Origin of the sequence: Bradyrhizobium sp. ERR14 (assembly GCF_014198235.1) — a bacterium.
GTDB lineage: Bacteria > Pseudomonadota > Alphaproteobacteria > Rhizobiales > Xanthobacteraceae > Bradyrhizobium.
Genome location: NZ_JACIHD010000007.1, coordinates 1 through 22,983 on the forward strand (window position 1 = coordinate 1; position 22,983 = coordinate 22,983).

At 58.1% G+C, this 22,983-nt stretch carries 20 protein-coding genes; 13 read left to right on the top strand and 7 right to left on the bottom strand.

Features of this window, described 5'->3' with window-relative positions; genetic code table 11:
• Window positions 1–145: 145 nt before the first annotated feature.
• From GGD62_RS41675 to GGD62_RS20395, 8 genes are all read left to right on the top strand, one after another.
• The gene (locus GGD62_RS41675; RefSeq protein ID WP_183709814.1) at window positions 146–796 is read left to right on the top strand and encodes an HNH endonuclease signature motif containing protein; all 651 of its coding nucleotides are present in this window, start codon (window positions 146–148) and stop codon (window positions 794–796) included.
• 7 nt (window positions 797–803) lie between these two features.
• Complete coding sequence (locus tag GGD62_RS20365) at window positions 804–1,298, top strand: hypothetical protein (protein ID WP_183709816.1); 495 nt, start codon at window positions 804–806, stop codon at window positions 1,296–1,298.
• A 205-nt stretch (window positions 1,299–1,503) separates the two neighbouring features.
• Complete coding sequence (locus GGD62_RS20370) at window positions 1,504–2,187, top strand: hypothetical protein (RefSeq protein WP_183709818.1); 684 nt, start codon at window positions 1,504–1,506, stop codon at window positions 2,185–2,187.
• Between the two features lie 147 nt (window positions 2,188–2,334).
• The gene (locus GGD62_RS20375; protein WP_183709820.1) at window positions 2,335–3,279 is read left to right on the top strand and encodes a hypothetical protein; all 945 of its coding nucleotides are present in this window, start codon (window positions 2,335–2,337) and stop codon (window positions 3,277–3,279) included.
• A gap of 287 nt (window positions 3,280–3,566) precedes the next feature.
• Window positions 3,567–4,172 carry a recombinase family protein gene (locus tag GGD62_RS20380; protein ID WP_183709822.1) on the top strand — a complete coding sequence of 202 codons (606 nt, stop codon included), beginning with the start codon at window positions 3,567–3,569 and terminating at the stop codon, window positions 4,170–4,172.
• The gene (locus tag GGD62_RS20385; RefSeq protein WP_183709824.1) at window positions 4,169–4,393 is read left to right on the top strand and encodes a WGR domain-containing protein; all 225 of its coding nucleotides are present in this window, start codon (window positions 4,169–4,171) and stop codon (window positions 4,391–4,393) included. The genes GGD62_RS20380 and GGD62_RS20385 overlap by 4 nt, the downstream gene beginning before the upstream one ends.
• A gap of 86 nt (window positions 4,394–4,479) precedes the next feature.
• Window positions 4,480–5,448 (top strand): hypothetical protein, encoded by a 969-nt coding sequence (locus GGD62_RS20390; protein WP_183709826.1) that lies wholly within the window; start codon window positions 4,480–4,482, stop codon window positions 5,446–5,448.
• Between the two features lie 144 nt (window positions 5,449–5,592).
• A complete protein-coding gene (locus tag GGD62_RS20395) occupies window positions 5,593–7,002 on the top strand; it encodes a DUF6035 family protein (RefSeq protein ID WP_183709828.1) in 1,410 nt (469 codons plus the stop codon).
• Between the two features lie 65 nt (window positions 7,003–7,067).
• Here the strand turns inward: GGD62_RS20395 and GGD62_RS20400 are convergent, their stop codons facing one another.
• Together GGD62_RS20400 and GGD62_RS20405 are read right to left on the bottom strand one after the other, a co-directional pair.
• Window positions 7,068–7,967, bottom strand: a complete 900-nt coding sequence (locus GGD62_RS20400) for a hypothetical protein (protein WP_183709830.1) — start codon at window positions 7,965–7,967, stop codon at window positions 7,068–7,070.
• A gap of 8 nt (window positions 7,968–7,975) precedes the next feature.
• Window positions 7,976–12,037, bottom strand: a complete 4,062-nt coding sequence (locus tag GGD62_RS20405) for a helix-turn-helix transcriptional regulator (RefSeq protein WP_183709832.1) — start codon at window positions 12,035–12,037, stop codon at window positions 7,976–7,978.
• 146 nt (window positions 12,038–12,183) lie between these two features.
• Here GGD62_RS20405 and GGD62_RS20410 point away from each other — a divergent pair, with 146 nt between their 5' ends.
• Window positions 12,184–13,290: a Fic family protein gene (locus GGD62_RS20410; RefSeq protein WP_183709834.1), complete on the top strand. Its 1,107-nt coding sequence runs from the start codon at window positions 12,184–12,186 to the stop codon at window positions 13,288–13,290.
• Window positions 13,291–13,322: 32 nt separating this feature from the next.
• Entirely contained in the window at window positions 13,323–14,204 is an 882-nt protein-coding gene (locus GGD62_RS20415; protein ID WP_210317890.1) for a TIR domain-containing protein, read from the top strand.
• A 132-nt stretch (window positions 14,205–14,336) separates the two neighbouring features.
• On the opposite strand, the gene GGD62_RS20420 is transcribed toward GGD62_RS20415, so the two are convergent.
• Window positions 14,337–17,267 carry a DEAD/DEAH box helicase family protein gene (locus GGD62_RS20420; protein WP_183709838.1) on the bottom strand — a complete coding sequence of 977 codons (2,931 nt, stop codon included), beginning with the start codon at window positions 17,265–17,267 and terminating at the stop codon, window positions 14,337–14,339.
• Window positions 17,268–17,580: 313 nt separating this feature from the next.
• On the opposite strand from GGD62_RS20420, the gene GGD62_RS20425 reads away from it, so the two are divergent.
• Together GGD62_RS20425 and GGD62_RS20430 are read left to right on the top strand one after the other, a co-directional pair.
• Window positions 17,581–17,910: a DUF3768 domain-containing protein gene (locus GGD62_RS20425; protein ID WP_183709840.1), complete on the top strand. Its 330-nt coding sequence runs from the start codon at window positions 17,581–17,583 to the stop codon at window positions 17,908–17,910.
• Between the two features lie 11 nt (window positions 17,911–17,921).
• Window positions 17,922–18,191 carry a hypothetical protein gene (locus tag GGD62_RS20430; RefSeq protein WP_183709842.1) on the top strand — a complete coding sequence of 90 codons (270 nt, stop codon included), beginning with the start codon at window positions 17,922–17,924 and terminating at the stop codon, window positions 18,189–18,191.
• 31 nt (window positions 18,192–18,222) lie between these two features.
• Here GGD62_RS20430 and GGD62_RS20435 read toward each other — a convergent pair whose 3' ends face one another.
• Entirely contained in the window at window positions 18,223–19,035 is an 813-nt protein-coding gene (locus GGD62_RS20435) for an NYN domain-containing protein (protein WP_183709844.1), read from the bottom strand.
• Between the two features lie 274 nt (window positions 19,036–19,309).
• Between GGD62_RS20435 and GGD62_RS20440 the strand changes: the two genes are divergently transcribed.
• Window positions 19,310–19,783: a hypothetical protein gene (locus GGD62_RS20440; protein ID WP_183709846.1), complete on the top strand. Its 474-nt coding sequence runs from the start codon at window positions 19,310–19,312 to the stop codon at window positions 19,781–19,783.
• Between the two features lie 89 nt (window positions 19,784–19,872).
• On the opposite strand, the gene GGD62_RS20445 is transcribed toward GGD62_RS20440, so the two are convergent.
• The 3 genes from GGD62_RS20445 to GGD62_RS20455 all read right to left on the bottom strand — a co-directional run bounded on the left by GGD62_RS20445 (window position 19,873) and on the right by GGD62_RS20455 (window position 22,957).
• Window positions 19,873–21,750, bottom strand: a complete 1,878-nt coding sequence (locus GGD62_RS20445; RefSeq protein ID WP_183709848.1) for an FtsK/SpoIIIE domain-containing protein — start codon at window positions 21,748–21,750, stop codon at window positions 19,873–19,875.
• A 1-nt stretch (window position 21,751) separates the two neighbouring features.
• Window positions 21,752–22,255 carry a hypothetical protein gene (locus GGD62_RS20450; protein ID WP_183709850.1) on the bottom strand — a complete coding sequence of 168 codons (504 nt, stop codon included), beginning with the start codon at window positions 22,253–22,255 and terminating at the stop codon, window positions 21,752–21,754.
• A 339-nt stretch (window positions 22,256–22,594) separates the two neighbouring features.
• The gene (locus tag GGD62_RS20455) at window positions 22,595–22,957 is read right to left on the bottom strand and encodes a hypothetical protein (RefSeq protein WP_183709853.1); all 363 of its coding nucleotides are present in this window, start codon (window positions 22,955–22,957) and stop codon (window positions 22,595–22,597) included.
• Window positions 22,958–22,983 lie beyond the last annotated feature (26 nt).

The following is a 22,983-nucleotide window of genomic DNA, read 5'->3' on the forward strand; positions in this document are numbered from 1 at the left end:
GTCGTCCGTAAATGACCGACGTTGACGTCCTTCCATCCGACACCTCCTGGCTCTTCGAGCCTACTACAGGTGTCCATCAGTTCGGAGGAGGTTCACTGCCCAAAAGCTGGGGCGCCCCAAAAGCAACGCGCGGACGGTTGCGCAGGTGTGCGACTTACTTGACGCGGCCGCAGCTCTGGCTGATGTGCCGCTTTTGGCGCTAACAACAGTTCTCACCGCCAATTTGCGCGTCAACCCGGAAGCTTGGGCCGACATCGAGCCCGAAATACGGACGGCGATCATCAATCGTTCGAAGAACCACATCTTTACTAGGACCGATATCGCGGCCATTGGTGCAGCGCTTGAACAACTAAAAGGGCTGAGTAACCGCAAGGCTTGGCCATATTTGGCGACGTTGCTCCCGCCTGGTGAGCGGCGGCTGCGTCTCGCTGGAGTTGGCACGTTCGCTTATTCTGATGCAGTTGACGATCTTGGGACGGACAGCCCTGGGGTGACGACCTATTTCGGCAAGCGGTACGCGCGGGATCCGAGGGTCAGGGCTGCCGTCATCGAGCGCGCCGGTGGCAAATGTGAGTACTGCGGTAAACTGGGATTCAAATGCGCCAACGGATCGCGGTACTTGGAGTGTCACCACATCCTGGCGCTCGCGGATGACGGTGCTGACCGTATGACCAATGTCATCGCTATTTGCCCGGGGGAGCATCGCGAGGTTCATTTTGGTGAGCGGCGAGAAAAGATGGAAGCCGAGATGATTGTGAAGGTGGCGGCGGCAGAATTGAGCCGTAGAGGCAGATAGGCGTAAAATGTCCGAGGAGGCTAATCTTTCCCCGCATGACCGTACACTCTACGAAAAGCTCTACGCGTCACACGGTGACATCACCATAGCAAGTTCCTGTGCTGCATTCATCCTCAAGAAGGGGTGGCACTCTTATTCGTTCTTTCGCCGCGGCAGCGTTGTTATCCAGCAGATCGCTTTCACGACAACGATGATCGTTGCTTATGCCCGGCCATTTGCCGGAGGACGCGGAAATATCGATTTTCCCAAGCGGCTGCTGCAATATGATGAGGATGAAAAGGCGTTGCATGCGAGGCTGCTTCAACTCAGAAATCAGGAATACGCCCACTCCGACGCATCAACGATTTCGGTGCGACCGCTCAAAGGTAGTCTAGTCACGAGCATCCATACGATGAGGGATATCTCGTTTCAGCCGCCCGAATTGAGACTGTTTCTCGAGATGACAGCTGGGTTGGGGGCGCGAATTCAGCAACGGCTCGAGGAAATACGCTTGAAGGGCTAAGGGCGCAGCTGCCGAAGCTGGCCGCGGGGACTAAGGACTCAGGCTAACGACGACGGGATCGAATAAACCGCTGAGGTGATGCGGACCAAGCGCGGATAACCCTAGATTTTTCTTGCAGCTGCAGCAGCTGTGGGCATACTCGCAAAAGTTGAGCCGATCGTTGAGGTCCGCTTCGTAGTTTTCCGTGCCTTGGGGACCGCACTCCATGAGTCCTTTCGTCAGCAATGTTTTATTCTTAAGCGTGCTTACGGCCTTACTTGTACCTGTCAAAAAATGGGCCGAAATGAACCCGTACAGAATCGAAGACGGCCCATCGTGGGTTATGGCTTCGGTCAGTGCTCTGTACACAATGGCTTTATTTGTGCTTGCGATTGCGTCCGAAGCGCAAGGAAGCACTAGGGCGGCTGCCTTTTTCGGTTCGTTTGCTTTTGGCTCCGCAATAGGCGGGTGCTTCCTAACCCAGTTCAAGCGAAGTCCTGATGAGGTGCCAAATCCGCTCCTTCGTTGGTGGATGAGCAAGCTCGATGGAATGGCAGACGGGTTGTTCAAGTCATTTTTCGTCGTCCCGGCAGGATGGCTGATCTCTTGGCTAACTCCATTTAACGGGCGCTTCTGGTCGGCGAGCGTTCTGGCCTTGGCACTGGTTTCCGCTAAAACCGGGGTGGCTATGTTGACGCTGCATAGCGAAACGTCTGATGCCTTACGCAAGGCCCGCGAGCGAATGCTAATTGGCGGCAGCATTCTGCTGACCATGGTTGTTGGAATTGTTTGTCTTCTTTTTTGGTTGGGCCTGGCCCGATCAATCATTCAGAGCTTCCCTCCGTTCGAGGCACACGATTGGATCGGACTTTTCGGCTTTGTGTTGGGCGTCATGTTTCACTCCCTATAGACGGTGATTGATCGCCAGATGTTTGGGCCGGATCCAGCTTGGCTAATTCTGAACGCTTAAGGCATGGACTTGCCGACGTCTTGCCGCCGGGAGTTCAGTCTACATCTAAACTGACAATCGGCGTGCCTGCTTGGGATGGGAGCATCAGTGGATATTACATACGCCAACACGGAAGCATTGCTTCGTTTTCACCGGTTTCATGAGCGGCTCAACAGATCAATCAAGGTACAGGTTATCGGACTACGGTTGCTCGCGGATAAAATCGAGGAGCAGAGGCCGCTCCAAGAGATTAAAGACACTCTGACCTCGCACAACGAGTTCATTGGAGCTATGCCGGACTGGACGGACCCAATTGGCCTCGTGCGGAGTGCTCGGTTTGATATCGGGCGTGCAGGGATCGTTAGTGCGTTCTCAGCATTTGACCTCTTTTTGGACGAAATCTCCGCAGCGGTTAATCGTTGGCGGGCCTTTCGCGAACTGCCATCGATTGCGGACAGGACAGCTGACAAGAAGAGCCAAGATAGCGGCGACGCCGATCGCCTTGACAAGATGTATCGTTGGCTTGGAGCAAAACTTCACACGGTTAGCTCTATGTGGCCCGTCTATAGATATTTTCGCTTGTCCAGAGATTGCATTGTACATCGTGATGGACGTGCAAGTGCCGCGTTGGCCGAACAGTCTGTCGCAAGCGATGTTCAAGCAGCAATTGGGCAGTGGGTGCTAAAAACCGGAGAGCAACTACCACCTGACATTTTGCGGCTATCCAAAGGGGACACTATCGATTTTACGAGTCGTCATGCGATCGCTGCATCATCGATCCTCCGTTTGGCAGCATTGGACCTGAACCGCCAGGTGATCCAGGAGCTTGGTAGATCAGGATTCGTCTATCTAACCGCTCACGAAGGCTTTCTTGCCCCAGAGCCGTTATTCGATCGGCAAAGAGGGGGCACAATGCTACGGGCGCTAAACTGGTTACTCGCGGATCGCTACAGGGTACGCGACGTGCGCGAAGTGGAGACTGCTAGGACCCTCCGCGCATTGGGATTGACAAAGCGTTGCAGCAAAGCGTTCGAAGAATTGCGGGCGAGCTAGGGTCGATTCCCAGCTCGCCTCTTTCATGCTGACCCTCGCCGGACTCGCCTGAGATACGGTCTGCTGCGAAGCAAATAGGGCAGGCAGCACGCCCATTCACGGCTTCGATGCGCCGCGCTTTGCTGATCATTCTAAAAATGTGTCGCCCCAGAATCGATTTAAGCGTGTATTTGGGGTGCACCCAATTGCCACCCCCCACACTGTGTCACACAGATCTTATTTCGGAATTTCTTGACACATGTTGCGCTACCTCTCAGGCTTCTTGCCACACAATGAAAGCGTAGGAGTTGACGGGGCAGGTTGTCGGCTATGTGCGAGTGAGCACACTCGATCAGAAGATCGATCGACAGCTCGTTGACATGCGTGTTGATCGCACTTTCACCGAGTTCGCCTCTGGCAAAGATACTGACCGCCCTCAACTGGCGCAGATGATTGCCTACGTCCGGGAAGGGGACACGGTCGTTGTCCACTCGATGGACCGCCTGGCCAGCAACCTTGAAGATCTTCGCCGCCTGGTCCGAGAGCTGACCGGGAAGGGTGTTCGTATTCAATTTTTGAAAGAGGGCCTGACGTTTACAGCTGAATCCTCACCGATGTCGCAGCTTCTGCTTAATGTCATGGGCTCCTTCGCAGAATTTGAGCGCGCGCTCATTCGCGAGCGGCAACGCGAGGGCATTGCGATCGCGAAGAAGAAGGGGGCGTACAAGGGGCGCAAACGAGCACTGACAGCTGAGCAGGTGGAAGAAGTTATTGCGAGCGTCAGAGACGGGGCCAAGAAGGCGGCTCTAGCGCGAAAGCTCCGCGTTAGTCGGGAGACCGTCCACCGCTACTTGCGCGAGGCTAAGGCCTCCGCGCGCGCCCCCGAAAAACAAAAAGAGGAGGAAACCGCATGACTGCACTCATGCTTACTCGTATCGACGACCGCCGCAACATGGCTCGGTTCTACAAGCTGGATATCCAGCCGACCTTGTTCGGCGAATGCTCGCTGGTGAGGGAATGGGGACGCATCGGCCGAGCCGGCACGGTTCGTATCGAAACCTACCGGAGCCGGGGTGCGGCCGACATTGCCATGGTCTCTAATTGGGCGCGAAAGCTAAAACGTGGATATCGGTAAAGACCCTAAGCTCCGAAAGCCCAATAGTATGCGCTGATTGTGCCTGGTCAGATATATTCAGCCGAGGTGATTCTTGGACATCGGACATGAGCGTTCGCCCACCGGTCATAAAGCGTCTTTTTGCGCAATCGAGTAATCGCTGCGCATTTCCAATGTGCACGGACCCCATTGTAGATGGGGAGCTAGTACTTGGCGAGATTTGCCACATCGCAGCCGCCAGTGCGCAAGGGCCGCGATACGACGCAAGGCAGAGCGACGAGGTTCGCAATGGGTTCGACAACCTGATCCTGCTCTGCCCCACGCACCATAAAGTCGTGGATGCCGATCTCGAAGCGTACACGGTCGATCGGTTGCTGAAGATGAAGGCCGACCATGAGAAAGCTGCCACAGCGGTTCCAGATCAGCAGGCTAGCGATGGCGCGCTTCTTATCCTCGACAATTCGGTGCGCAGCCATAATCAATCGGGCGGCGTGACAGCCCAGACCGTAAACGCGGGCACTATCAATCTCTCCAGCAGCTCCGCCGCTGACGATCGGACGACAAAGGCTGTGGAACGGCTATGGCAGATCATCCTTGATCTCAAGTCCGCCTTCAGCGATTTGACGTTTGTCGACAGCATTCTCACGCCTGACGAACTTAATCGGTATTTCTCCGGTGCAGATTCGCACCCGCTGTTCGATAGCGCACGCCTTTATCGGTCGCAGGATGTAATCATAGAGAAGATGAAGGGCGCGAACTTCGCCAAGGGTGAAATGGAGCGGCCGTTCGTGTCGCCGCGGCTTTGGGCGATATTCTGGTGTATCCAGGCAATCTATGGCCGCACGGCCATGCTCTACGCCTTGTCCTTTAAGAAACGAAGCTATGACGACTGGCGGAGCGATCATGGCATTGATCAGCACTTGCGCGCGGTTCTGCCCATCAAGACTGTCGATGAGGTCAGACAGCAGACGCACAGCCTGCAGTCCCTTCTCGGATTGCTGGAATCGCTTTTTACGGATGCAGCCCGACCGAGCCGGTCGCCTTGGCCGCCCAACATTCCGTTGCCCCTCAAATGAGCCATCTATCTCGGCGCAGCATGGGGCTTTCTACGCGCTGGGCGGGATTGCGGCGCACCGTCTAGACGAAGAAAATAGACCATTCTAGCGGCGAATCGGCCAAAGTCGTCGCCCGTTCGGCCTCCCGTCAGGGCATTCCGACCAATGACCTACTCCAGCCATAACGTCACCATTGATGCGCTCGACTTCGCGACGCCAGTGGATGATCCCGAGATCGCAGAGGTTATCGATCTCATCTCAGGCGAGGTACTGCGCGCAACGACATTCATTGCGTCGCACCGCTACGACGAATTCGTGAAAGTGATGCGCGTAGCCATGCGCGAAGCGATGAAAAAGGGGAAGCCAAGGCATGTATGTGCGCTTTGCAGCACGCCGGTTCACCTGGTCGGCAATAAGCAGAAGCGCTTCTTCTTTCGCCATAAGATTGAAGACGGCTCATGCCCCGCGGTAACGCGGAGTGTGTTGAGCGAGGAGGAAATCCGCGCGCGAAAATACCACGGCCTGCGCGAAAGCGACGCTCACAAGCGGATCAAGGGGCTTATCGAACGCAGCTTGCGGGCCGACCCGTCATTCGACACCGAGTCAATCGTTCAGGAGAAGCGCTGGAATGCGGCAGACGATCCTAAGACGTGGCGAAAGCCGGATGTGCAGGCCACGTCGGTCCAAGGGCGGTTTGCCTTTGAGGCGCAGCTATCGACGACATTCCTGGACGTCGTGGTCAGCCGCCGAATGTTCTATCGCGACGTTGGAGCCCACCTAATCTGGGTCTTAGCGAATTTCTCGGAAGACTACAGGCGCATGACCACTGATGACCTGTTGTTCTCCAACAATTCGAACGTGTTTGTCGTCGACCAGGAAACGGTTCGCCTATCGGAGGAAACCAAACAATTCCACCTGCGGTGCCATTATCGCATTCCGTTCGACGACGCGGGCACGATTAGGGACAAATGGCAGGAAACCATCGTTCCCTTTAGCGCGGTCAAAAAGGAAATCGAGCAGCAACGCGCCTATTTCTTTGACTACGAGGCGGAAGAAGCGAAGATCTCAGACAGGTTATTGCGTGACGAAGTTATTGCCTATTGGGCGGAGAATATGACCCGGCAGAGGGAAGGGAGCCCGGACCATCAGGATCGTTGGCTCGCTCTCAAGAAAAACCTGGCGGCGAGGAATATCGCTGTCCCAGACCGTCCGGCATGGGATAGCGGCTTCAGGGGCATGATGCATGCCGTTTTGAGTGCCTTGAAAGGCTACGGTGTCGGATGGCAGTTCGATACGTTGATCCAGTGCGCGCACCAGACGGCCCAAGTTCATCCGGAAAGCATGCTGGCGTTCGGCTTTGCTGTCGAGGTGGCGGGGCACAAGGAGTTGCTGAAGAGCCAGGACTCGACGGGGAAATGGGCTTCTCGGTGCGAGGTGATGCGTAGCCAGTTGCGCAAGGGTGATCCAAAATACACGCCGCCCCAGGAATGGATGCCCGCGTTGTCGTTTTTGTTTCCTGAAGTAGGTGCGCGCCTTGCAGAGTTCGTGCGGCGCAACAGCATGCCAACGGGTTAGCTCAATTGTCGCACAATCGCATTGCGATTTTTCAGAGTGCTAAATCCTGGAGAAACTGTCGTCGATTACAGATAGCTTTCCCGCTTCCGAGAGGGCGTCAGTTCGACGATATCCAGGAAGTCGCTGAAATGCTTGCTCGCTTTGTCGAGCTGCCCCACGAGAAGCCTTACTTCCTCATCCGGCTCCCGCGGTCGAAGCTTTTCTCGATGGGCGGCGTCGAGATGGTTGAACTGTGATTTGAATACGCCTTCATCCTCCGTGCCGATCGGGTGCAGGTGAAGGCTGTGTACGACGAGATTTCGACGTTGGAGTAGCCATTTTAATCCGTCTTCTTTCTCGGACGTTTGAAAGGAGCGCAGCCGCTTCCAGCTGGTGCTGAATTTAAGCCGATTATTCATCGGGATCGCATTTGTGTGTATGCGATCCATCACAGCCGTAAAGCCGTTCTGGTCGAATTTGCGGATATTGAAGAACGTGAAGTCTAGCACCTGGCCGATCCGGTCCCAAAACGAGTAGAGCCGTATGTAGGCTGCCTCCGCATGTTCCCAGAAGGCGCTCTGTGCCTTCTTGAGGAATATAGCTTTTGCTTCTTCGTTCGCATCGATCAGGTCCGGTTGCTCGGCGAGAAGTGAAGAACCGGCCATGAACAGGTGTGCCCGCAGCACCGATGTTCTAGCCCGGTAAAATACTTCGAAGGCCTCTCGCAGAACCGCCTCGGGGTAATTATCCGCAGGAGGCGGCTCCTGGTCATTTCGCAACAAATAGAATTCAGGCGGCCCACCCAGATGTTCAACAACCCGGTTCATCCGTTTCTCAAAGGCGTCGCCGTCACCTGTCGGCACCAGCCTGCCGAATTCCTGCTGTAGGACCGCCTCATACCTTATGAGCAGGTGAGTCTCTTTGAATACGAAAGAGACCACATCGGTTAATACGGAATCCAGGGAGTTCGGGGACGGCTCGCTCATGTCTTAGGTTATCGCCAATCCAGCCGCTCTGCATCCTCATCGTGAGCCTTTGCCTCACGCTCATAGTCTTTCGCAAGGTTTTCCAGGATTCCTGAGGTGCGGTGCCAGTCGAACGCGGTAGCCTTCGACCACTCACGATACCGCTTGGCCAATTGTCGCTCCTGCTCACCGCCGGCGCCGTAGGCCCGCGATGTCACACCGCGCCGGTTGAGCTTTCCGATCAGGACGCCGGTTTCTAGATCACGGCTGCGGACCGCCTCGATGACCTCCCGAACCTGCACGGCTGGCCAGATGCCGTCTGCATCGACCTTGGAAGCGGAGAGCAGCTCGCCGATTTTCTGGTCGGCGACGCTATCCCGGCCTTTTTCATGGGCGAGCTTGCGTGCTTCCACGATCCAAGCCTCAAGCTCGGCGCCGTCGATCGTTCCGTCGCTGCGCGTGCCTGGGATAACATCCCACAGCCGGAGCAACCTATACGCTTGATTCGCAACGTTCCGGGCCTGGTCCTCATTCTCAACGGGTGGATCAGTCACGCCGCTGTCTGGGCTGGGCTTATAGACCGCACAAAGCATCTCAACGAAGAGCCCGGGCTTCGAGGTGAGCTCCTTTATGATCGCTGTCGCCTTACGCTCTGAATGTTCGAAAAGCGGCAGGTACTGCCATTCAAGCTGGGCGAGCGTAACGGTCGGGAAGTCTTCCGCAGCATCAAGCTGGCCGAAAATCTCTTGCGCATAGTGCTGGAACATCGTGCGCTCATTCATCTCCAGCTCACCTTGAACCGGTTGCCGCGCAGCCTCAAGCAAAGCCCTGGAGAGCAGATCGGGGGCGAACTTCGTGCCCCCATGTAGGTACATACCGATCAGGTTGATGCTCGCTCGGGCGCGTCCGGCCTTGATGAGCTGCTCCACGGCATACGCTGGTTCAAAATCCGGCTCGCGGGGCCACTGGAGGTGCGTACGCTTCCAGTAGGCACTCTCTGTGTTATCACCAGCGTGCCGGGCCAGCTCCCAGACCCATCCAGACCAGGGAAGCGCCAGCAGGATAGTCAATAGCGCCTTCTCGCCCCAGGCGTCGCGCAGTGCCTCATCAAACAGCTTTTCAGCCCATTCGCGGCCTGCGCTGCCGTGCCAAGTCGCGACAAGACCGCGGGCAAACAGCTGATGCTTGTCATCCTCACTCTTGAGCGCCCGCACAAGGAGCTGTTTGCGAATGTCTTCGGAGAGATTGGACTCGGCGACCGATCGCCCCAAATAGCCGGGTTCACGGACAGCGTCGATGAGCTCGAATAGCTTTTCAGGGCCATGATCCCGCAGGAATGCTTCCGCAGCGGATGTGCGCTCCGACTGCAGTAAGTCTTCGTCCCCGTCCCAATCGCCTGTGGGGTTGGGTAAGGAGACCGATGTCTCAAAGAGCCATGCGATGCTTTCAATTGGATCCAGGGGAGCCAAAGTGTCGTAGATGCGTTGGAGAAGGGCGATGTCCTCAGCAGGCAGCGCCCAATCGGCGTCGCTATAGCTGCGGTGATGGTGCAACACGTTTCTGAGCTTGGCCCGAAGCTGCTCCCGGTCCTGCCTGATGAGTTTACCTTGAGCGACCAGCTCCAGCTGGCCCGCGGCCTTCTCGCGCCTGTCGCCAAGATCACTCCAGCGGTCCAACAAGGTGATCCAACGATCTGTGTCGCTGCCAACGTCTTCCAGGAGGCGATCGAGTAACGCTTCAGCGCCTTTGCCGATCAGCTGATAGGTGACGACTTCTTTCTTGTCCGTGGAAAAGTCTCGCCAGCGCGTGGAGGGAGTAGGCGAGAAGGAATCATGGCCAGAGGGCAAGATTCCGAGCATCAGCTTCCACGCAGGCTTCGGGTACCTCTTCCTAACCCGGTCCAGAACTTTGAGACGCTGGCCATATGTAGCGTTGGTTTGCGGGTTCCAGAGCAGAAATGCGGTGCGGAGGCTGGCAGCCGGTCGGTTCAGATAGCGGCCGCCGCGGTCAAGCTCGTCGAGACGGGCGAGCACGAGAGAAACGTGGGGCAGGAGCTGCGGTGACCAAGCGAGTGATTCCAGAGCCCAGAGAAGGTCGGAGAGATGTTCGCTACTGCCGAAGATCGGGTTTTCATCGGGCTTGAACAGCGCCGCGATCGCCGGATCGTCGTTATCGAGACTGTCGTCTACCGCCGACAGGAATTCATCAGGGGAGGCTTCGGCAAGCAGCTGGAAATCCCGCGACAGCGACCACCAGCGTTGGCTGTCAGCACCGCGAAGCACTTTCCGGACGACCATGTCGGGATATTGCGTGGCATTAGGCACCATTGCCGCCTTGTCGCCGAACAGCGCAAGAAGGATCAGTGTCTCGCCGAGACCATGACGCAAGTAGGCTGAGTATTCCGGCTCTATGCCCAGTATCGACGCATTCCAGCGCTCTTCCGGGCTTAACGTGTACCGGGGATCAGCAGCGCTCAACACATCGATCACGGCGGCGCGGTACCGCTCGATATCCGCAACCGTAAAATGGGGCGCGATAAGCAGCCACGCATCCCGAGGGGACGCCACCTTCCAGACCGGGCCCACTTTACGAAGCGGGCTATCGAACTCCCCAACATAGGGCGCGATGCTGGCGACGAAGGCCTCATACGGCATATCCGACAGCCGCGACAGGACTGCCTTGTCGGCTTCCTTGCCGTCATCCCACATGCCGGCCAGCAGCGCGGCCAGTAACGATCTTGAAATCGTGCCTTGCGCCCAATGCGGCAGCCGGCTCGCAACCCCGGGCATCAACCGGCGCAGAATGGCTAGGCTGCGTGCTGAATCCCGCGCAAAGGCCTTGGCCTTCTCCTCCGGAAGGCCGCTGTCGATCAGGGCTGCTTCGATTCCTTCACGAGACGGGCGGCTCAGCTTCCGCATTTGGCCGAGTGAGCCCGGGTTCTGGCCGAACGCGGCAAGGACATGATGGCCTTTTGCTGCGATGGACTCGGCGACCCCTGCTTCCGGTTCAAGGATGACGATGATCAGTGGCGTGCGGCTGCCGGCAAGCTCCCTCGCCGCCTCCGAATTGGAGGCAACAACGCAGCGTGCGAAATAATGCTCGGCGACGTCGGGCGGTAACTGGCTGATCGTGGCGTAAGCGAACGCTGCCACTTCCTCAGAGCTTTCGCCCTGGAAGGCGATCGCTGCATGGCCATCCCGCAGCCACTGAAGCAAGACCGCGCTGTCTTCACTGCGGTCACTGAGAACCAGGTCCGGAGGAAGTGGCCACTGCGTGGCCAGCGACCATTCCTCCCACACTTCCTCCAGCTGGCGCACACCCGCTGGACGCTTGCCCAGCGCCGTCGCTAACCATTGGCCCACTGCCGGGTACTGCTCGATCCAATGTACCAAGTCGGTACCGTCGTAGGCCTTGACCTCTTTCCAGATGCCTTCAGCCCGCTTTTGCTGAGCCCATTCATCTTTCTTGGGCCAGGGGCGCGGAGTGACGAACACAAAGGTGGTGTCGCTTTGCGGAAGGCCGAGCGCGTCTTTGCTCCGCTTCGCGTAATCTCCGTCTGCCTTGCCGGCAATTCCCTCGCGCTGTGTACCAATCTCCCATCCCGCTGATCCGGCCGGAACGTATTCAGACGCGGTGGCCGCCTGCGTTGTGCCGTCCCAACCTGCGAACTGGACGCCCTCATCGGAGGGGAAATGCAGCGAGGCGCCACCGCTGGCCCGGACCAGCTTGGCGATCAGGGTTGGCATCGAGGCTTGTCCGTGACGGCGCTCCGCCCATTGGGCGAGATCGGTGCCGTTCACATATCGAATGGGCGCCCCACTCTTAGTAAGATCAGCGAGCTTCGGAAGGGCGGGTCCGCGCACAGCACCACCCGTCGGGAACGAGATGCCGGCGCGCTCAAAGGCTGCCCGCATGGCCTGGGCGTTCTGCGGCACTGGCGTTCGGCGGCCCCGCTCGAAGTCAGCGACGGTCGAGGTGGCAATGTTGGCGTGGGTGGCCAAGTCCTGTTGCGACCATGCCAAAAGAGCCCTAGCGGCCCGGGCTTGGGCAGCGCTGAGATCGGTCGAAGCGGTTGGGCTTGGCTTTTTCATGTCATATGTTTTATATGACCTCGCTTGTAAAAACGCAAGACCTTGATCATGAAGAGAAAAATGCCCCTATTCCGATCATGAAATGATTGGAATGGCTTGAAGATGAAGAGATTAGCCCCATACTCCGGTCAAGAGGAGTGGCGGCTATGGTTTATATTCATGAAAGGGCGGAGTGGCCGGAATTCGAGTGGAACTCCGAAAAGCTAGCCGAAGCCCTTATCCAGGTCCGCCACCAGCAGGGGCGGCTGTTAGGACGGATGGAAAGCCTGGGCTTCCAGCTTAAGGCGGAAGCATCGCTCCAGACCCTGACCGAGGAGGTCGTTAAGTCCAGCGAGATCGAGGGGGAGATCCTCGACCGGGACCAGGTGCGTTCGTCCATCGCTCGGCGGCTCGGGATTGAAATCGGCGCCTTGACGCCTGCCGAAAGAAACGTGGAGGGCGTGGTTGAGCTCATGCTCGACGCCACCCAGAAATACGACCAGGCCTTGACGGCGGATCGGCTGTTTGGCTGGCACGCGGCTCTTTTCCCAACGGGACGCAGCGGCATGCAGAAGATCACTGTCGGCGGTTGGCGCACCGAGGAGGCTGGCCCTATGCAGGTGATATCGGGGGCGTTCGGGCGGGAAAAGGTTCACTTCGAAGCACCCGCCGCGAAGCGGCTCTCGGCTGAGATGAAGGCATTTCTGGATTGGTTCAACGCCGACCGGGAAAAGGACCCCGTCATCAAGGCTGCCCTTGCGCACTTGTGGTTCGTGACCATCCATCCGTTCGAAGATGGCAACGGACGTATCGCGCGTGCCATCGCCGACCTGGCGCTCGCGCGGTCCGAGCATAGCCCGCAACGCTTCTACAGCATGTCCGCGCAAATCCGAAAGGAACGCAAGGCCTACTACGACATCCTGGAGCGCACGCAACGCGGTACGCTCGACATCACCAATTGGCTCGACTGGTTTCTCGGTTGTCTCGGGCGCGCCTTCGAAGGAGCTGACGCCATCATCGGCAACGTTCTGCAGAAGGCGGCATTCTGGGAAAAGCATGGCGCGAGTGATCTCAACGATCGCCAGAGACTTATGTTGAATCGCCTGCTCGAAGGCTTCGAGGGAAAGCTGACTTCATCGAAGTGGGAAAAGATCGCCAAGACCTCGCAGCCGACTGCAACGCGCGACATCAATGACTTGATCAAACGCGGCATTCTGCAAAAGGATGCTGCTGGCGGCCGCAGCACCAGCTATTCACTCATACTAAGCGAATGAGCGCACTTGAAAGAGTCTTGGAGAACCCTGCAATGGCTGTCGCAAATCGGCATGTTGACCTTGTGAGCGCCTTCAAGGAGGCTCGAGCTTTGGTCGAAGCGGCTGGCAATCTCGAGTGGGTCAGTGCTGCCTCCGCAATAGCTCGCCTGAAGCCGCATTTTAAGAACTCGGCTCGCGCGGCGCAGATGCAGATTTGTGAGCATGCCTATGCCAAACTAGTCCGCGCCAAAGCGCGCCGGTATATGGTGGGAGAAAAATCCCACGACGATTCTGTCGTTCCGCACATCTTGTGGTGGGCCAAAGGACACGCAGCCCTAAACCAGGATTGGATGACCGGTAGCTTCAGTACCTACATCAATGACATCGAACACAGAGCTTTCGGTGTCTCTTTTGTACGAGAGGATATTGATCTCATGATCCCCGCCGACGCCCCGTCCGATGCGCCCCAGCCGGCCTCTGACAGCAAGAAAATCTTTTTGGTTCACGGTCGCAATGAGGGGGCTAAAAATCAGGTCGAGCTTTTTCTCCGCGCTATCGGGTTGGAGCCGATCATCTTACACAAACGGCCTAACGCCGGCCGGCATCTTTTGACCAAGTTCAGGGAGGAGTCGGAGGGAGCAAATTTTGCAATCGTCTTGATGACGCCGGATGATATGGGAAGGGTTGACGACGAAGACGCAGATTTTCAACCCCGGGCTCGTCAAAACGTTGTATTCGAACTTGGCTTCTTCATCGGAAAGCTGGGACCCGCCAACGTAGTCGCGTTGATGGCGCCAGAAGTGGAAAAGCCCTCCGACTTCGACGGTATTGCCTATGTTCCTTACAGCCTTGGCGGTTCATGGAAAACGGAGTTGGCGCGCGAATTACATCACGCCAAGGTTCGTTTTGATGCTGCGGCCGTGCTGACGGCGTAAACTTTATCTAGGGCCCTGTTTAAAGAACGTTTCGACATCTTGGCACTGGGTCAGTCCTCTGGGGCAAAATCGAGACGCTCGGCGACTTCTCAGCCGCGGTGACATTGCGCCAGCGTAATCTGAAACAATTGCTTAGGCGCTGGCCCAAACTTCCAGCTCTGCGTGTCCGGCTCGCACCAGGTGATAGTTGGCTGCAGCAAGCACTTCGGCCAAACGAGCCTCTAAAGCTCCTTTGGTAACCCCCCGCTGAACTACGACCATGCCGAACCTAACGGGACGGCACTTCGCCAGTTCGTACATGGTGTCAACGTCGCCCCGCACAAGCTTTGCGACGCCCTTCCTTCGCTGCAGCCGATCGACAAGCCTATCGACGAGACGGGGCAGATCGCACCAGATTATGGACTTTACTGCCTGCGCGCAAACCTCGTACACGTCCCCAACGCGATTGCCGGGAGCGTCGCCACCTGCGCCCTTGCAGTGATACAACGTAACGCTCGCGCCGCCATCCGCGGTCTGCTGTATCACTATAAAATCAGCGGCTTCTCCGCTTCCGTGATCCCAAAACACGACGGTATGCTCGTCGATATTGAGTTCCCGCTCCAGGAAAGCCTGAATCGAACTCGGCACCACCCGCCCGCCTTCGACAGCATACTCGATGTTTATATCGACCCCGCCGCCCAGCCAGTCGATCGCTTTGATACGATCGCGATTGAACGGATCATAAGGCTCAGCAGGGGCACGATAATGCTCCTCACCGCAAATCCTGGACCAGTCGGCCAGCATTAGATTCAAGGGATTGTCGTTCAGATAATCGACAATGTCTTCACCGCTGCGGCCGAAGGTCAGCTCAACCCGCGTTTCATTGTCTGACGCGTAAGAGAACTGGGGGCTTTCGGCGATCTTGAACAATATCCTCGTCTCCAGGCTGGACCCTTCCAGCACGAACCGGGCGCCGCGTTCGTCGGAGTGCTCGACGAGAAGGTCGAACTGGGTCAAGGCGTCACTATAAAGCCGCCCCCCGATCTCGTATTTCGCTGCCGGCGGGTCGATATAGATGTCCTTGTCCCACTCTGCCCACAGCGCCTTTGCTGGGATTCGGTCAACAATCTCTCCCATCTGAAGGAGATCGAGATTGCTGCCTGTTATGGCTGCCCGATCATCAAGGATTTTACCCGCCAAGCTTTTGCACCAGGCCAGGAGCTCCGGCAGGCTAAGCGACGTGTTGCTCCAGATCTTCGAGGCGCTGCTCAAGCCAATGGTGATTTCATTGCCGTTCTCCAGGGCGCTGCCGAAGCAATGGCCCCGGTGAAACAGCCGCGCATCTTCGGCACGTATTGCCTCATCGACATGAGAGCCCGTGAGCATCCGATAAGATTCGACCAGGCTCGAATGCTGGCGGTTCCGCATGCCAACGTTGAAGAAACGCGCTTGTTCAAGTCCTTTGAGAGCCCGATTAATCTCTGAAAGCCCCAATATTTTCGGATCATAGCCAACCAGATCACGAACGATTCGCCGATAAAGGCCATCGCCGCGAGACGACGCGCATATGAAAAGCAATGATGAGGCCGGATCGAAGTAGAAAATAAAAAGATCGTACTCGACGTCGACGAGGGCGTCATCGGTTGACCATGGTACGGGCGAGACCATCCGCGTCACGTAGACGCTTGAATCCTTGTCCTCACTTACCCGCCCGAAGATCAATTCTCGGGTGGGTCCGAAGTTTGGTGTAGCAGTGATGTCAAAAGCCTCGCGCAGGCGGTAGATCTTCACATGCGCATAAGGCGACAGCGAATACAGCGACATATCCGACAGATCTGGAATCGTACAGACATCGCGCTCAAAGGTCTCGATAAACTCGCGGGTCTCGACCTCGCGTTGAACGCGCGCGGCGCTTAGGTTAGGAATGATCTCCGCCCACACGGCGCCTGCCGAATAAAGCTTCTCCGCTTCGACCTTCACGCCAGATGCTGTTGATAAAAAGGTCGCTTCGCCAAGCCGTTCTCCCGCTGTCCTTGCAAAACGACCAATGAACTGCAAGGTGACCGCTAAAGAGCGGTGCGGGGAATGCACGGCAGCGACTTTCAGGCGAGGCATGTCAAAGCCCTCGCCAAGCATGTTTACGCAAATAATCCCATCAAGTTCGTTCGCAGCTAGTGCCCCAAGAACTTTGCGGACGTGCGTTAGGGAGTGTGTTCCCTGGACGAGCCTGAGCCGCAGCCCGGTATTGTTCTTGTAAAGTTCAACAAGTTCGCCCGCCCGCTTCTTGCTGTCCGTTCGGACCATGAGCAAGTGGTCAAAGCCGGCAGCTCTATCGGCAACTAGCTTACGCTCGGCTGCCCGCGCGATCGCAATATCTTCCAGCTCCTGTCTGTTTTCGCCGTCCTGGATATCGTCCACAAGTTCAAACTGGATGTGTCCGAATATCCCGTCTTGGTAAGCTCGCTTCAGATCGTAAGTGTAAGCAAACCGCCCCAGAATCTCGCGATCATCGCGCCGGAAAGGTGTTGCCGTAAACAACACCCTGCGCGCATTCGGAAACATATTGAGTGTGGCTGTCCAGGTCACCGCAGGGCTGTGGTGCGCCTCGTCAACGAGTATCAGATCAAACAGGTCTTCCGGCGGTTCGGGCACCTGATCCAGGTGTGGGCTGACACTAGGCACGGTGGCGACAACGACGTCGAACTCCCTTAGCCCCTCCCACTGGAGAGGGTCTGTGATACGACTCGCAGTAGCCGTGACGCGGGGCTCCGGCAGATCAGCGGGGAGCGCGCCAAGCCGCTTTAAGACGCCTAGCTTCTGGAAGTCCTCGGCTATTTGCTCGCGTACCAGTCGGCTGGGTGTCAGAACGAGCACACGACCGGCTTGCAGGAGAAATGCGCTAGCTTGGAGAACGGCAGTTTTGCCCGTGCCCGTAGGCATGGTGATGATCGCTGCATCCTTGCGGCCGCTGAAATGCGAACCGATCGCGAAGAGCGCGCCCCGTTGCGCTTCGCGAAATCCAGGCCTTTCACCGATCGCAAGCGGAAATGTCAGCCTTAGATAATTGTCCGAGAAATACGACACGATTCTCCCCCGGCGCAGTTTGCGGCAAATGCCGGGGCAACTCAACCAGCGGATGCGAGGTGATTGGTCGTCCCTTGGTTGCAGTGCGGGAAGTCATTGGATCAAGACCGGTGCGCCGCTTTGAGCCATCTCCCGGTTGATGGCCCGCGACCACCCGGCCGGCAAGGTCGGGTGAATAGGTCAGCAGCGCAACCCGTCAAGGCATCCACGCGGCGTTGCACGCGGAGCCTCCTTGACTGGTCGCTCAGGCCTGCTGCCCTCGAATTCTCCCGACCGGCCGCGAATGGCGCAGCCGAAAAAAGGGAGATCTCACATGACCGACACCATCAAAATCCGCAGCTTGAACGACAGCTTCCGCCAGATACTGGTCTTCGGTGGCACAGTCCTTCTCACGCCCGGTGTCACCAGCCTGCCGATTGAGCGCCAGGCTCAGTTGCTAGAGCTGGTTCGCAAGTTCGACCGGTTCACCTTGGGCAACGATCCTCACGGTGAGCACGACTTCGGGAGCATTGAGCTAGACGCGACCAGGTACTTCTTTAGGCTCGACTATTACGATGAGACCGGCAGATTTGCATCGCCCGATCCGGCTGATCCGACCGTGACCCAGCGCGTGATGACGATCATGCGGGCCGACGAGTACTAGGAGGCCGTGACATGACCAAAATACTCGACGTCAACGACCTTTGCAGCGCAATCGTAGGGTCAACGCTCGACGAGACCAGGCAGCGTGCCCTGATCGATGATCTGGAAAGCGCCGTAGCGCGTGTCAGCAAGGTTCTGGCCGACCATTACGGTATCCTCTCTGACCACGCCGAGTACGAACAGGACTGCGGCGGGCTGTGCGTGAATTTCCGACCCGCTTACGATGGCCAGGAATGCCCTGGCGTCATCGACGAAGGCGATGAGGGTGGGGACTGGCCGTGAGCCAGCGCCCCCCGTTCAATTGGATTCGCCCCTATTCCTTCCAAGCCAGCGTACGGTTCTCTATCGGCTCGACCTTCAGCTTGCAGACCTTTTTCAGGAGCTGACTTAGCGAAGGCGAACCAAGCCAGCCGGGCGCAATGCCCGGAAACTGTTTGATCAGCATGTGGCCCAGTGTCGCGACATTCACGCGGTGACCGGGCTCCGACTCCGCGAAATACTGATTGATTACATCGAGGACTTTTTCCGGAGTTGCCTGCGCACTGCTAATGGCGGGCGCCGCTGATACTTCCTCGCCTGCCGGCTCGTCATCCTGCTCCAGGATTTCCAGCAGCGACCGCTCATCGATGATGGAATCGCAGGCCGCGCGGTAGGCCACCGACGTCGCCATGGCAGCGTAGACGACGGTGATTTTCAGGTGTTTGCGAAGCCTGATGACGAGCGGCGTGTAATCAGCGTCCGCTGCCATGATCACGTACTCTTCGACGTGAGGGTAGTGGGCTACGGAATCCAGCACATCCATGACGATATGCGTGTCTGCGCTGGTCTTGCCCTGATTGGTCAGCGGCGGCGTGTCAATGACCTCCCAACCGTCGCGGACGAACGATTGACGATACGTCGAAAAATATTCGCTGCCTGCAATCCTGCCCGACGGGTTCATGTAGCACCGCCGGATGACGAAGTTGTGCGAGGTCTCTTCGGTCTCCGAGCCTCGCATTCCCTGAAAGGCCCCCAGCCAGCGGGCTGGGTCCGACGCGAATTCTTTGGCTGCCTCGCGGGACTGCTTGAAGAGCGAGCTGAAGACGTTGTCAAAATCGAGGAAGATGCCCGAGATGTATTTTGGCACGGTGGCCTCCAAAGAGATTGCTTATGATTGCTGCCGAAAACGGGAGCTGAAGTGCAAAGTGGGTGCGACCAAAACAAAGCCCCGCTCAGGGCGGGGCTCGCGGTTCTGCCACAACGCAAAACCTGTCCGAAGCATATGCCACTTCCCGAAGGTCGCCAAGACCGATGTTCGCGCCATCATCGAGTGAAATGCCGCCGCGTGCGTGCGTGCGCTTACGCGCCCGCCCACCCGCACGGCTGACCTCGCGACCATAACCAACGAAAGACACCGCGCCATGAACCACAACACATGGACGACCCGCCTGACCCTGACCACCGACGAGCAAACCTTCGCGGATGTCCGGGACTGGCTCCAAGAGCACGACACCGGCAGTATCCCGCCACGCCGCAACGATGACGCGCTGGCGAAGTACCTTCGCTGCGTCCTTATCAGCAACACCGAGTGGGACAAGGTTGGCCTTGGTGTCAGCCTTGACCGCCCGCGCCCCCAGTTGATGCCCTGGCAGTTGGGCTATCAAGCCGAAACGCCTCCACCGCCGGCTCTCATCCGCGACGAACGCGCCGCTGCACGCCGCCGACAATTCGCGGTCGATTGCTTCGCACTGCTCATAATGCTCATTGTCGGGGCTTCCGCCTTTGTTGCCCGCTCTGTGCACAACCGCCACCAGACATCGTCGCTTCCGGGCTACACTGCCAGTCACGATGTAACGGAATCGGCTCAGGCAGAGCTTGCAGGAGACGCGCATTGACCCGCTGTTTCTATACATCGAGTGAAATGGATCGCCCCTGCGCGCGGCCGCTTCGCGGCCGTGCTCGGGGCTTCGCCGGATACCCATGATCAGAAATCCTCTGCCAGTTCGAGCCCTGGCTTGATCTGGCCCTGGAGATGCTCCACCACGCCGCGGCTGGAATCGTAGTAATAGAAGCGACCAATCTGCATGTCGGAGGGGCGTACCCGGGTCTCAATGCCGTCCAGCACCGACGATGCCATGCTATTCGCCATGCGGAAGCACAGCCGCAAATTCAGGTTGGCGCGAACTGCCGATGACATCGCGTCCAAAGTCGGCTTTTGAAGAGAGCAGACCAGGACCACGCCCAGCGCCCTGGCTCGCCGCGCAATAGCTTCAAGATTCACCGAAAGCCGCTCGGCAATGGCTTTCGCTTCCTTGCTCCTGGCCGTGTCGATTTTGCCTTGGAGCTCGGCGTATTCGTCGATCACGACGAATACCCTGCCGAGCTTCCAATTTTTCCAGCGGTTCTCGCGCATAATGCGTTGGCGTTCGTCTAGAACGACCATGACGCGATCGATCAGCGCGACGACATCGTCGTATTCGCTGATGATTTCCGCCTTCGGGCAGTCGATATAATCGACGAACTCCACGCCTCCTTTCAGGTCGACGAGGAAGAGCTTCTCGACGCCTGGCATGCTCTCCAGTTGCCAGAGCAGCGAATGAAGCATGACGCTTTTCCCGCTCCCGTTAACGCCCGTCACCAGCGTGTGCTGCAAATGCCGTAATGGGACCACGAAATCAGACCCGTCCCAGACGTTGGTGCCCATCACGATCATGTTTTCGCCTTCCGGAATCGCGAGGGGGATCCCCCCTTCCAGCCGCTTCATGCGCGCCGCTTCCTCGGCTTGCTGCGCGGCGCGTTCGGCGTTGAGCCGTGCGTATTCGAGCGCTCGTTTGGCGTCCTCTTCGGCCTTTAGTGCTATCGAGCGCGCATGCTCAGCCTCCTGCGCTGCGCGATGGGCCGCTCTCTCCGTCACCTTCTTCGCCTCCACTTCCGCACGCAGGGCTTTCTCCTGGGCGACCAGAAGGGCTTCTGACGCGAGCTGGCCGGTGTAATTGGGCCAATGGGACGCGCCGAGAGCCGCAAGTACCTGCGGCTCTGGTTTCATTTCGTGCAGCCAATTGCGAAGCTGCGCATGCCGGCCGCCCTGAAGTTCAGCTACGACCCTGTTGGTGTCGGCCTCGACCGCTGTCCGGAAAGCAATCGAGAATTTTTCCAGCTGGCGCGCGGCCCAATATCGCGTGATGGCTTCGGTGATCTGGCTGGCAAATCGTTGGGCGGGGATATTGGTGACGCGGGCGAAGATCGCGTGGCGCTCTTCCCCACTTTCGTGTCCGGTGGCGCCCCGGTTCAGGGTCAGGATGACCTTTGAGCCACCCAGAGGCAGGTAGCACCGAAACTGATACGGCGGTCGTGAACCGTCGTCTGGCCATGTGAAATACGCCTGGAAGGATACTGCCGCGGGCTGCGGCGCAAAGTCTGGTGACCAATACTGATCTATGGTTACGGGGCTACCCGGCAAGGGCGGCGGTGGTACGGGTCCAGCAACGGCATGCAGGCCCTGACCGGTCTCATAGACCTTGCGCTGCCAGGACAGGATTGCATCGATCGTTTGCCTTTCGTACCGGGCTCGCGCGAAGCGCTGCGCTTCTCTGGCGGCTTCCTGAATGGCCGCTGCTGCGGTAACCTTTCCGCCACCGCCGACGCGGATTACCGAGGGGCGGTGCATCAGGAACGGCAAACAATAAAGAAACTCGATCTTGTCGTACCCCGACCGGATCGAGAAATTTTCATTGAACTCGTGATTCCCCCAAACGCTAGGGGCATCGCCGCCCTGGTCCCAATAGACGTGAGGCAGGAGAGGGTGATCCCCTGCCTCACTCCCGGTGACCCCGGCTATCCAGTTCTGGAAAGCCTTGATCATCTTAACCCCAGCGCCGCCAGGCCTTGATCAGCTCAAGCATTCGCGGTGTCGGCTTGAGGTCGCTGTCATAGTGCGGCGCCGTCCCGAGCGGCTGGGGGCGAAGCCGGTCAAGCTCCGCATCGGTCAGCTTCGCGCCGACGCCGAGCTCGTACTCGACCTTCTGCTCGAAGGTCTCGACGAGGCCGCGATGCACGAGCCGATAAAGCCAGGGCGCGCGGTCGGGGTAGTTGGTCGGCTTGGGCTCGAAAAACTCGCCAACCTCTTCGAGCTGGAAGACGGTACGTCGCGTAATCGTACCGATCTTCATTTTCGGCATCGGCGGCGGTTCGCCCTTTGCCTGGTAGTAAGACAACACACACTCGTTGTCGAACAGCCCTTGTGGTGCAAGCCGGGCGCCGATGGGGTGCTCGTTGTGCGCGTTGGCGCGGTGTACGTCGCGAAGGAACTCCTTGCGCGAGATCTCGCCGCTGCCGACCTTCGCCACATAGTCGCCGTAGTCGCTCATCTTTCAAGTCTCCTGGTTTTAATGGCAGCCGGGCGCCATCGCCCGGCCGTAATGTTTTGCCGAGGACGTCAGGTCGCGACATTGGGAGTCGCGCTGATGGCAGAGGCATCCACGGGCGCCAACGGCGCCACGCGGAAAGATATGGCCGCGCCCCCTCTCGACACTGCGCGCCGCGCTGGCAGCTTCAGCACTTTCGCGCCGGTCGTCCGGGGCAATCCGAGAGCGAGGCTCAATCTGTTCGTGACGATCCGGTCGTTCGTGGTTTTGGGCATGAGTGCTCCGTTGGGTGTGGCGGCAGGGCGTCGGCGTCCTGCCGTACCATTTGAAGAAATGGCTTACTCAGAGCTTGGTGCTGCTCCGTAGGGCGTCTTCGCTGGCTGAACGCGGCTGGCCGGCGCCAGGCCCGCTCGGTTCGGAGGACGGTACTTCGCGGTAGTAGATCCGCTTGCCGTCCTTCGAGGCGCTGACGCGCACAGGGATCTTGAGCTTGGCTCCGACCGGGTAGCGCTTCATGTCGAAGCCTTCAGCCAGGTTGATCTCGTACGTTTTGACCGAGGTCCCGTCATGCCCGACCATCTGGATCACGCCGTATGGCTCGTCCTTGCCGCCGTTCTGTCCCTTGAAGATTCCTTCGCGGCCACCCGAGCGGGTGCCCTCAAGGTAGACGATGGCGTCTGCGACGATTTGGGTTGCTTGTGGCATCGTGTTCTCCTTTGTTTGTTGAACGT

Coding starts and splice junctions, on each gene's coding strand:
- GGD62_RS20365 (WP_183709816.1), top strand. CDS start 804: ATGTCCGAGGAGGCTAATCTTTCCCCGCATGACCGTACACTCTACGAA.
- GGD62_RS20370 (WP_183709818.1), top strand. CDS start 1,504: ATGAGTCCTTTCGTCAGCAATGTTTTATTCTTAAGCGTGCTTACGGCC.
- GGD62_RS20385 (WP_183709824.1), top strand. CDS start 4,169: ATGACTGCACTCATGCTTACTCGTATCGACGACCGCCGCAACATGGCT.
- GGD62_RS20390 (WP_183709826.1), top strand. CDS start 4,480: ATGAGCGTTCGCCCACCGGTCATAAAGCGTCTTTTTGCGCAATCGAGT.
- GGD62_RS20395 (WP_183709828.1), top strand. CDS start 5,593: ATGACCTACTCCAGCCATAACGTCACCATTGATGCGCTCGACTTCGCG.
- GGD62_RS20400 (WP_183709830.1), bottom strand. CDS start 7,967: ATGAGCGAGCCGTCCCCGAACTCCCTGGATTCCGTATTAACCGATGTG.
- GGD62_RS20405 (WP_183709832.1), bottom strand. CDS start 12,037: ATGAAAAAGCCAAGCCCAACCGCTTCGACCGATCTCAGCGCTGCCCAA.
- GGD62_RS20410 (WP_183709834.1), top strand. CDS start 12,184: ATGGTTTATATTCATGAAAGGGCGGAGTGGCCGGAATTCGAGTGGAAC.
- GGD62_RS20415 (WP_210317890.1), top strand. CDS start 13,323: ATGGCTGTCGCAAATCGGCATGTTGACCTTGTGAGCGCCTTCAAGGAG.
- GGD62_RS20425 (WP_183709840.1), top strand. CDS start 17,581: ATGACCGACACCATCAAAATCCGCAGCTTGAACGACAGCTTCCGCCAG.
- GGD62_RS20430 (WP_183709842.1), top strand. CDS start 17,922: ATGACCAAAATACTCGACGTCAACGACCTTTGCAGCGCAATCGTAGGG.
- GGD62_RS20440 (WP_183709846.1), top strand. CDS start 19,310: ATGAACCACAACACATGGACGACCCGCCTGACCCTGACCACCGACGAG.
- GGD62_RS20445 (WP_183709848.1), bottom strand. CDS start 21,750: ATGATCAAGGCTTTCCAGAACTGGATAGCCGGGGTCACCGGGAGTGAG.
- GGD62_RS20450 (WP_183709850.1), bottom strand. CDS start 22,255: ATGAGCGACTACGGCGACTATGTGGCGAAGGTCGGCAGCGGCGAGATC.
- GGD62_RS20455 (WP_183709853.1), bottom strand. CDS start 22,957: ATGCCACAAGCAACCCAAATCGTCGCAGACGCCATCGTCTACCTTGAG.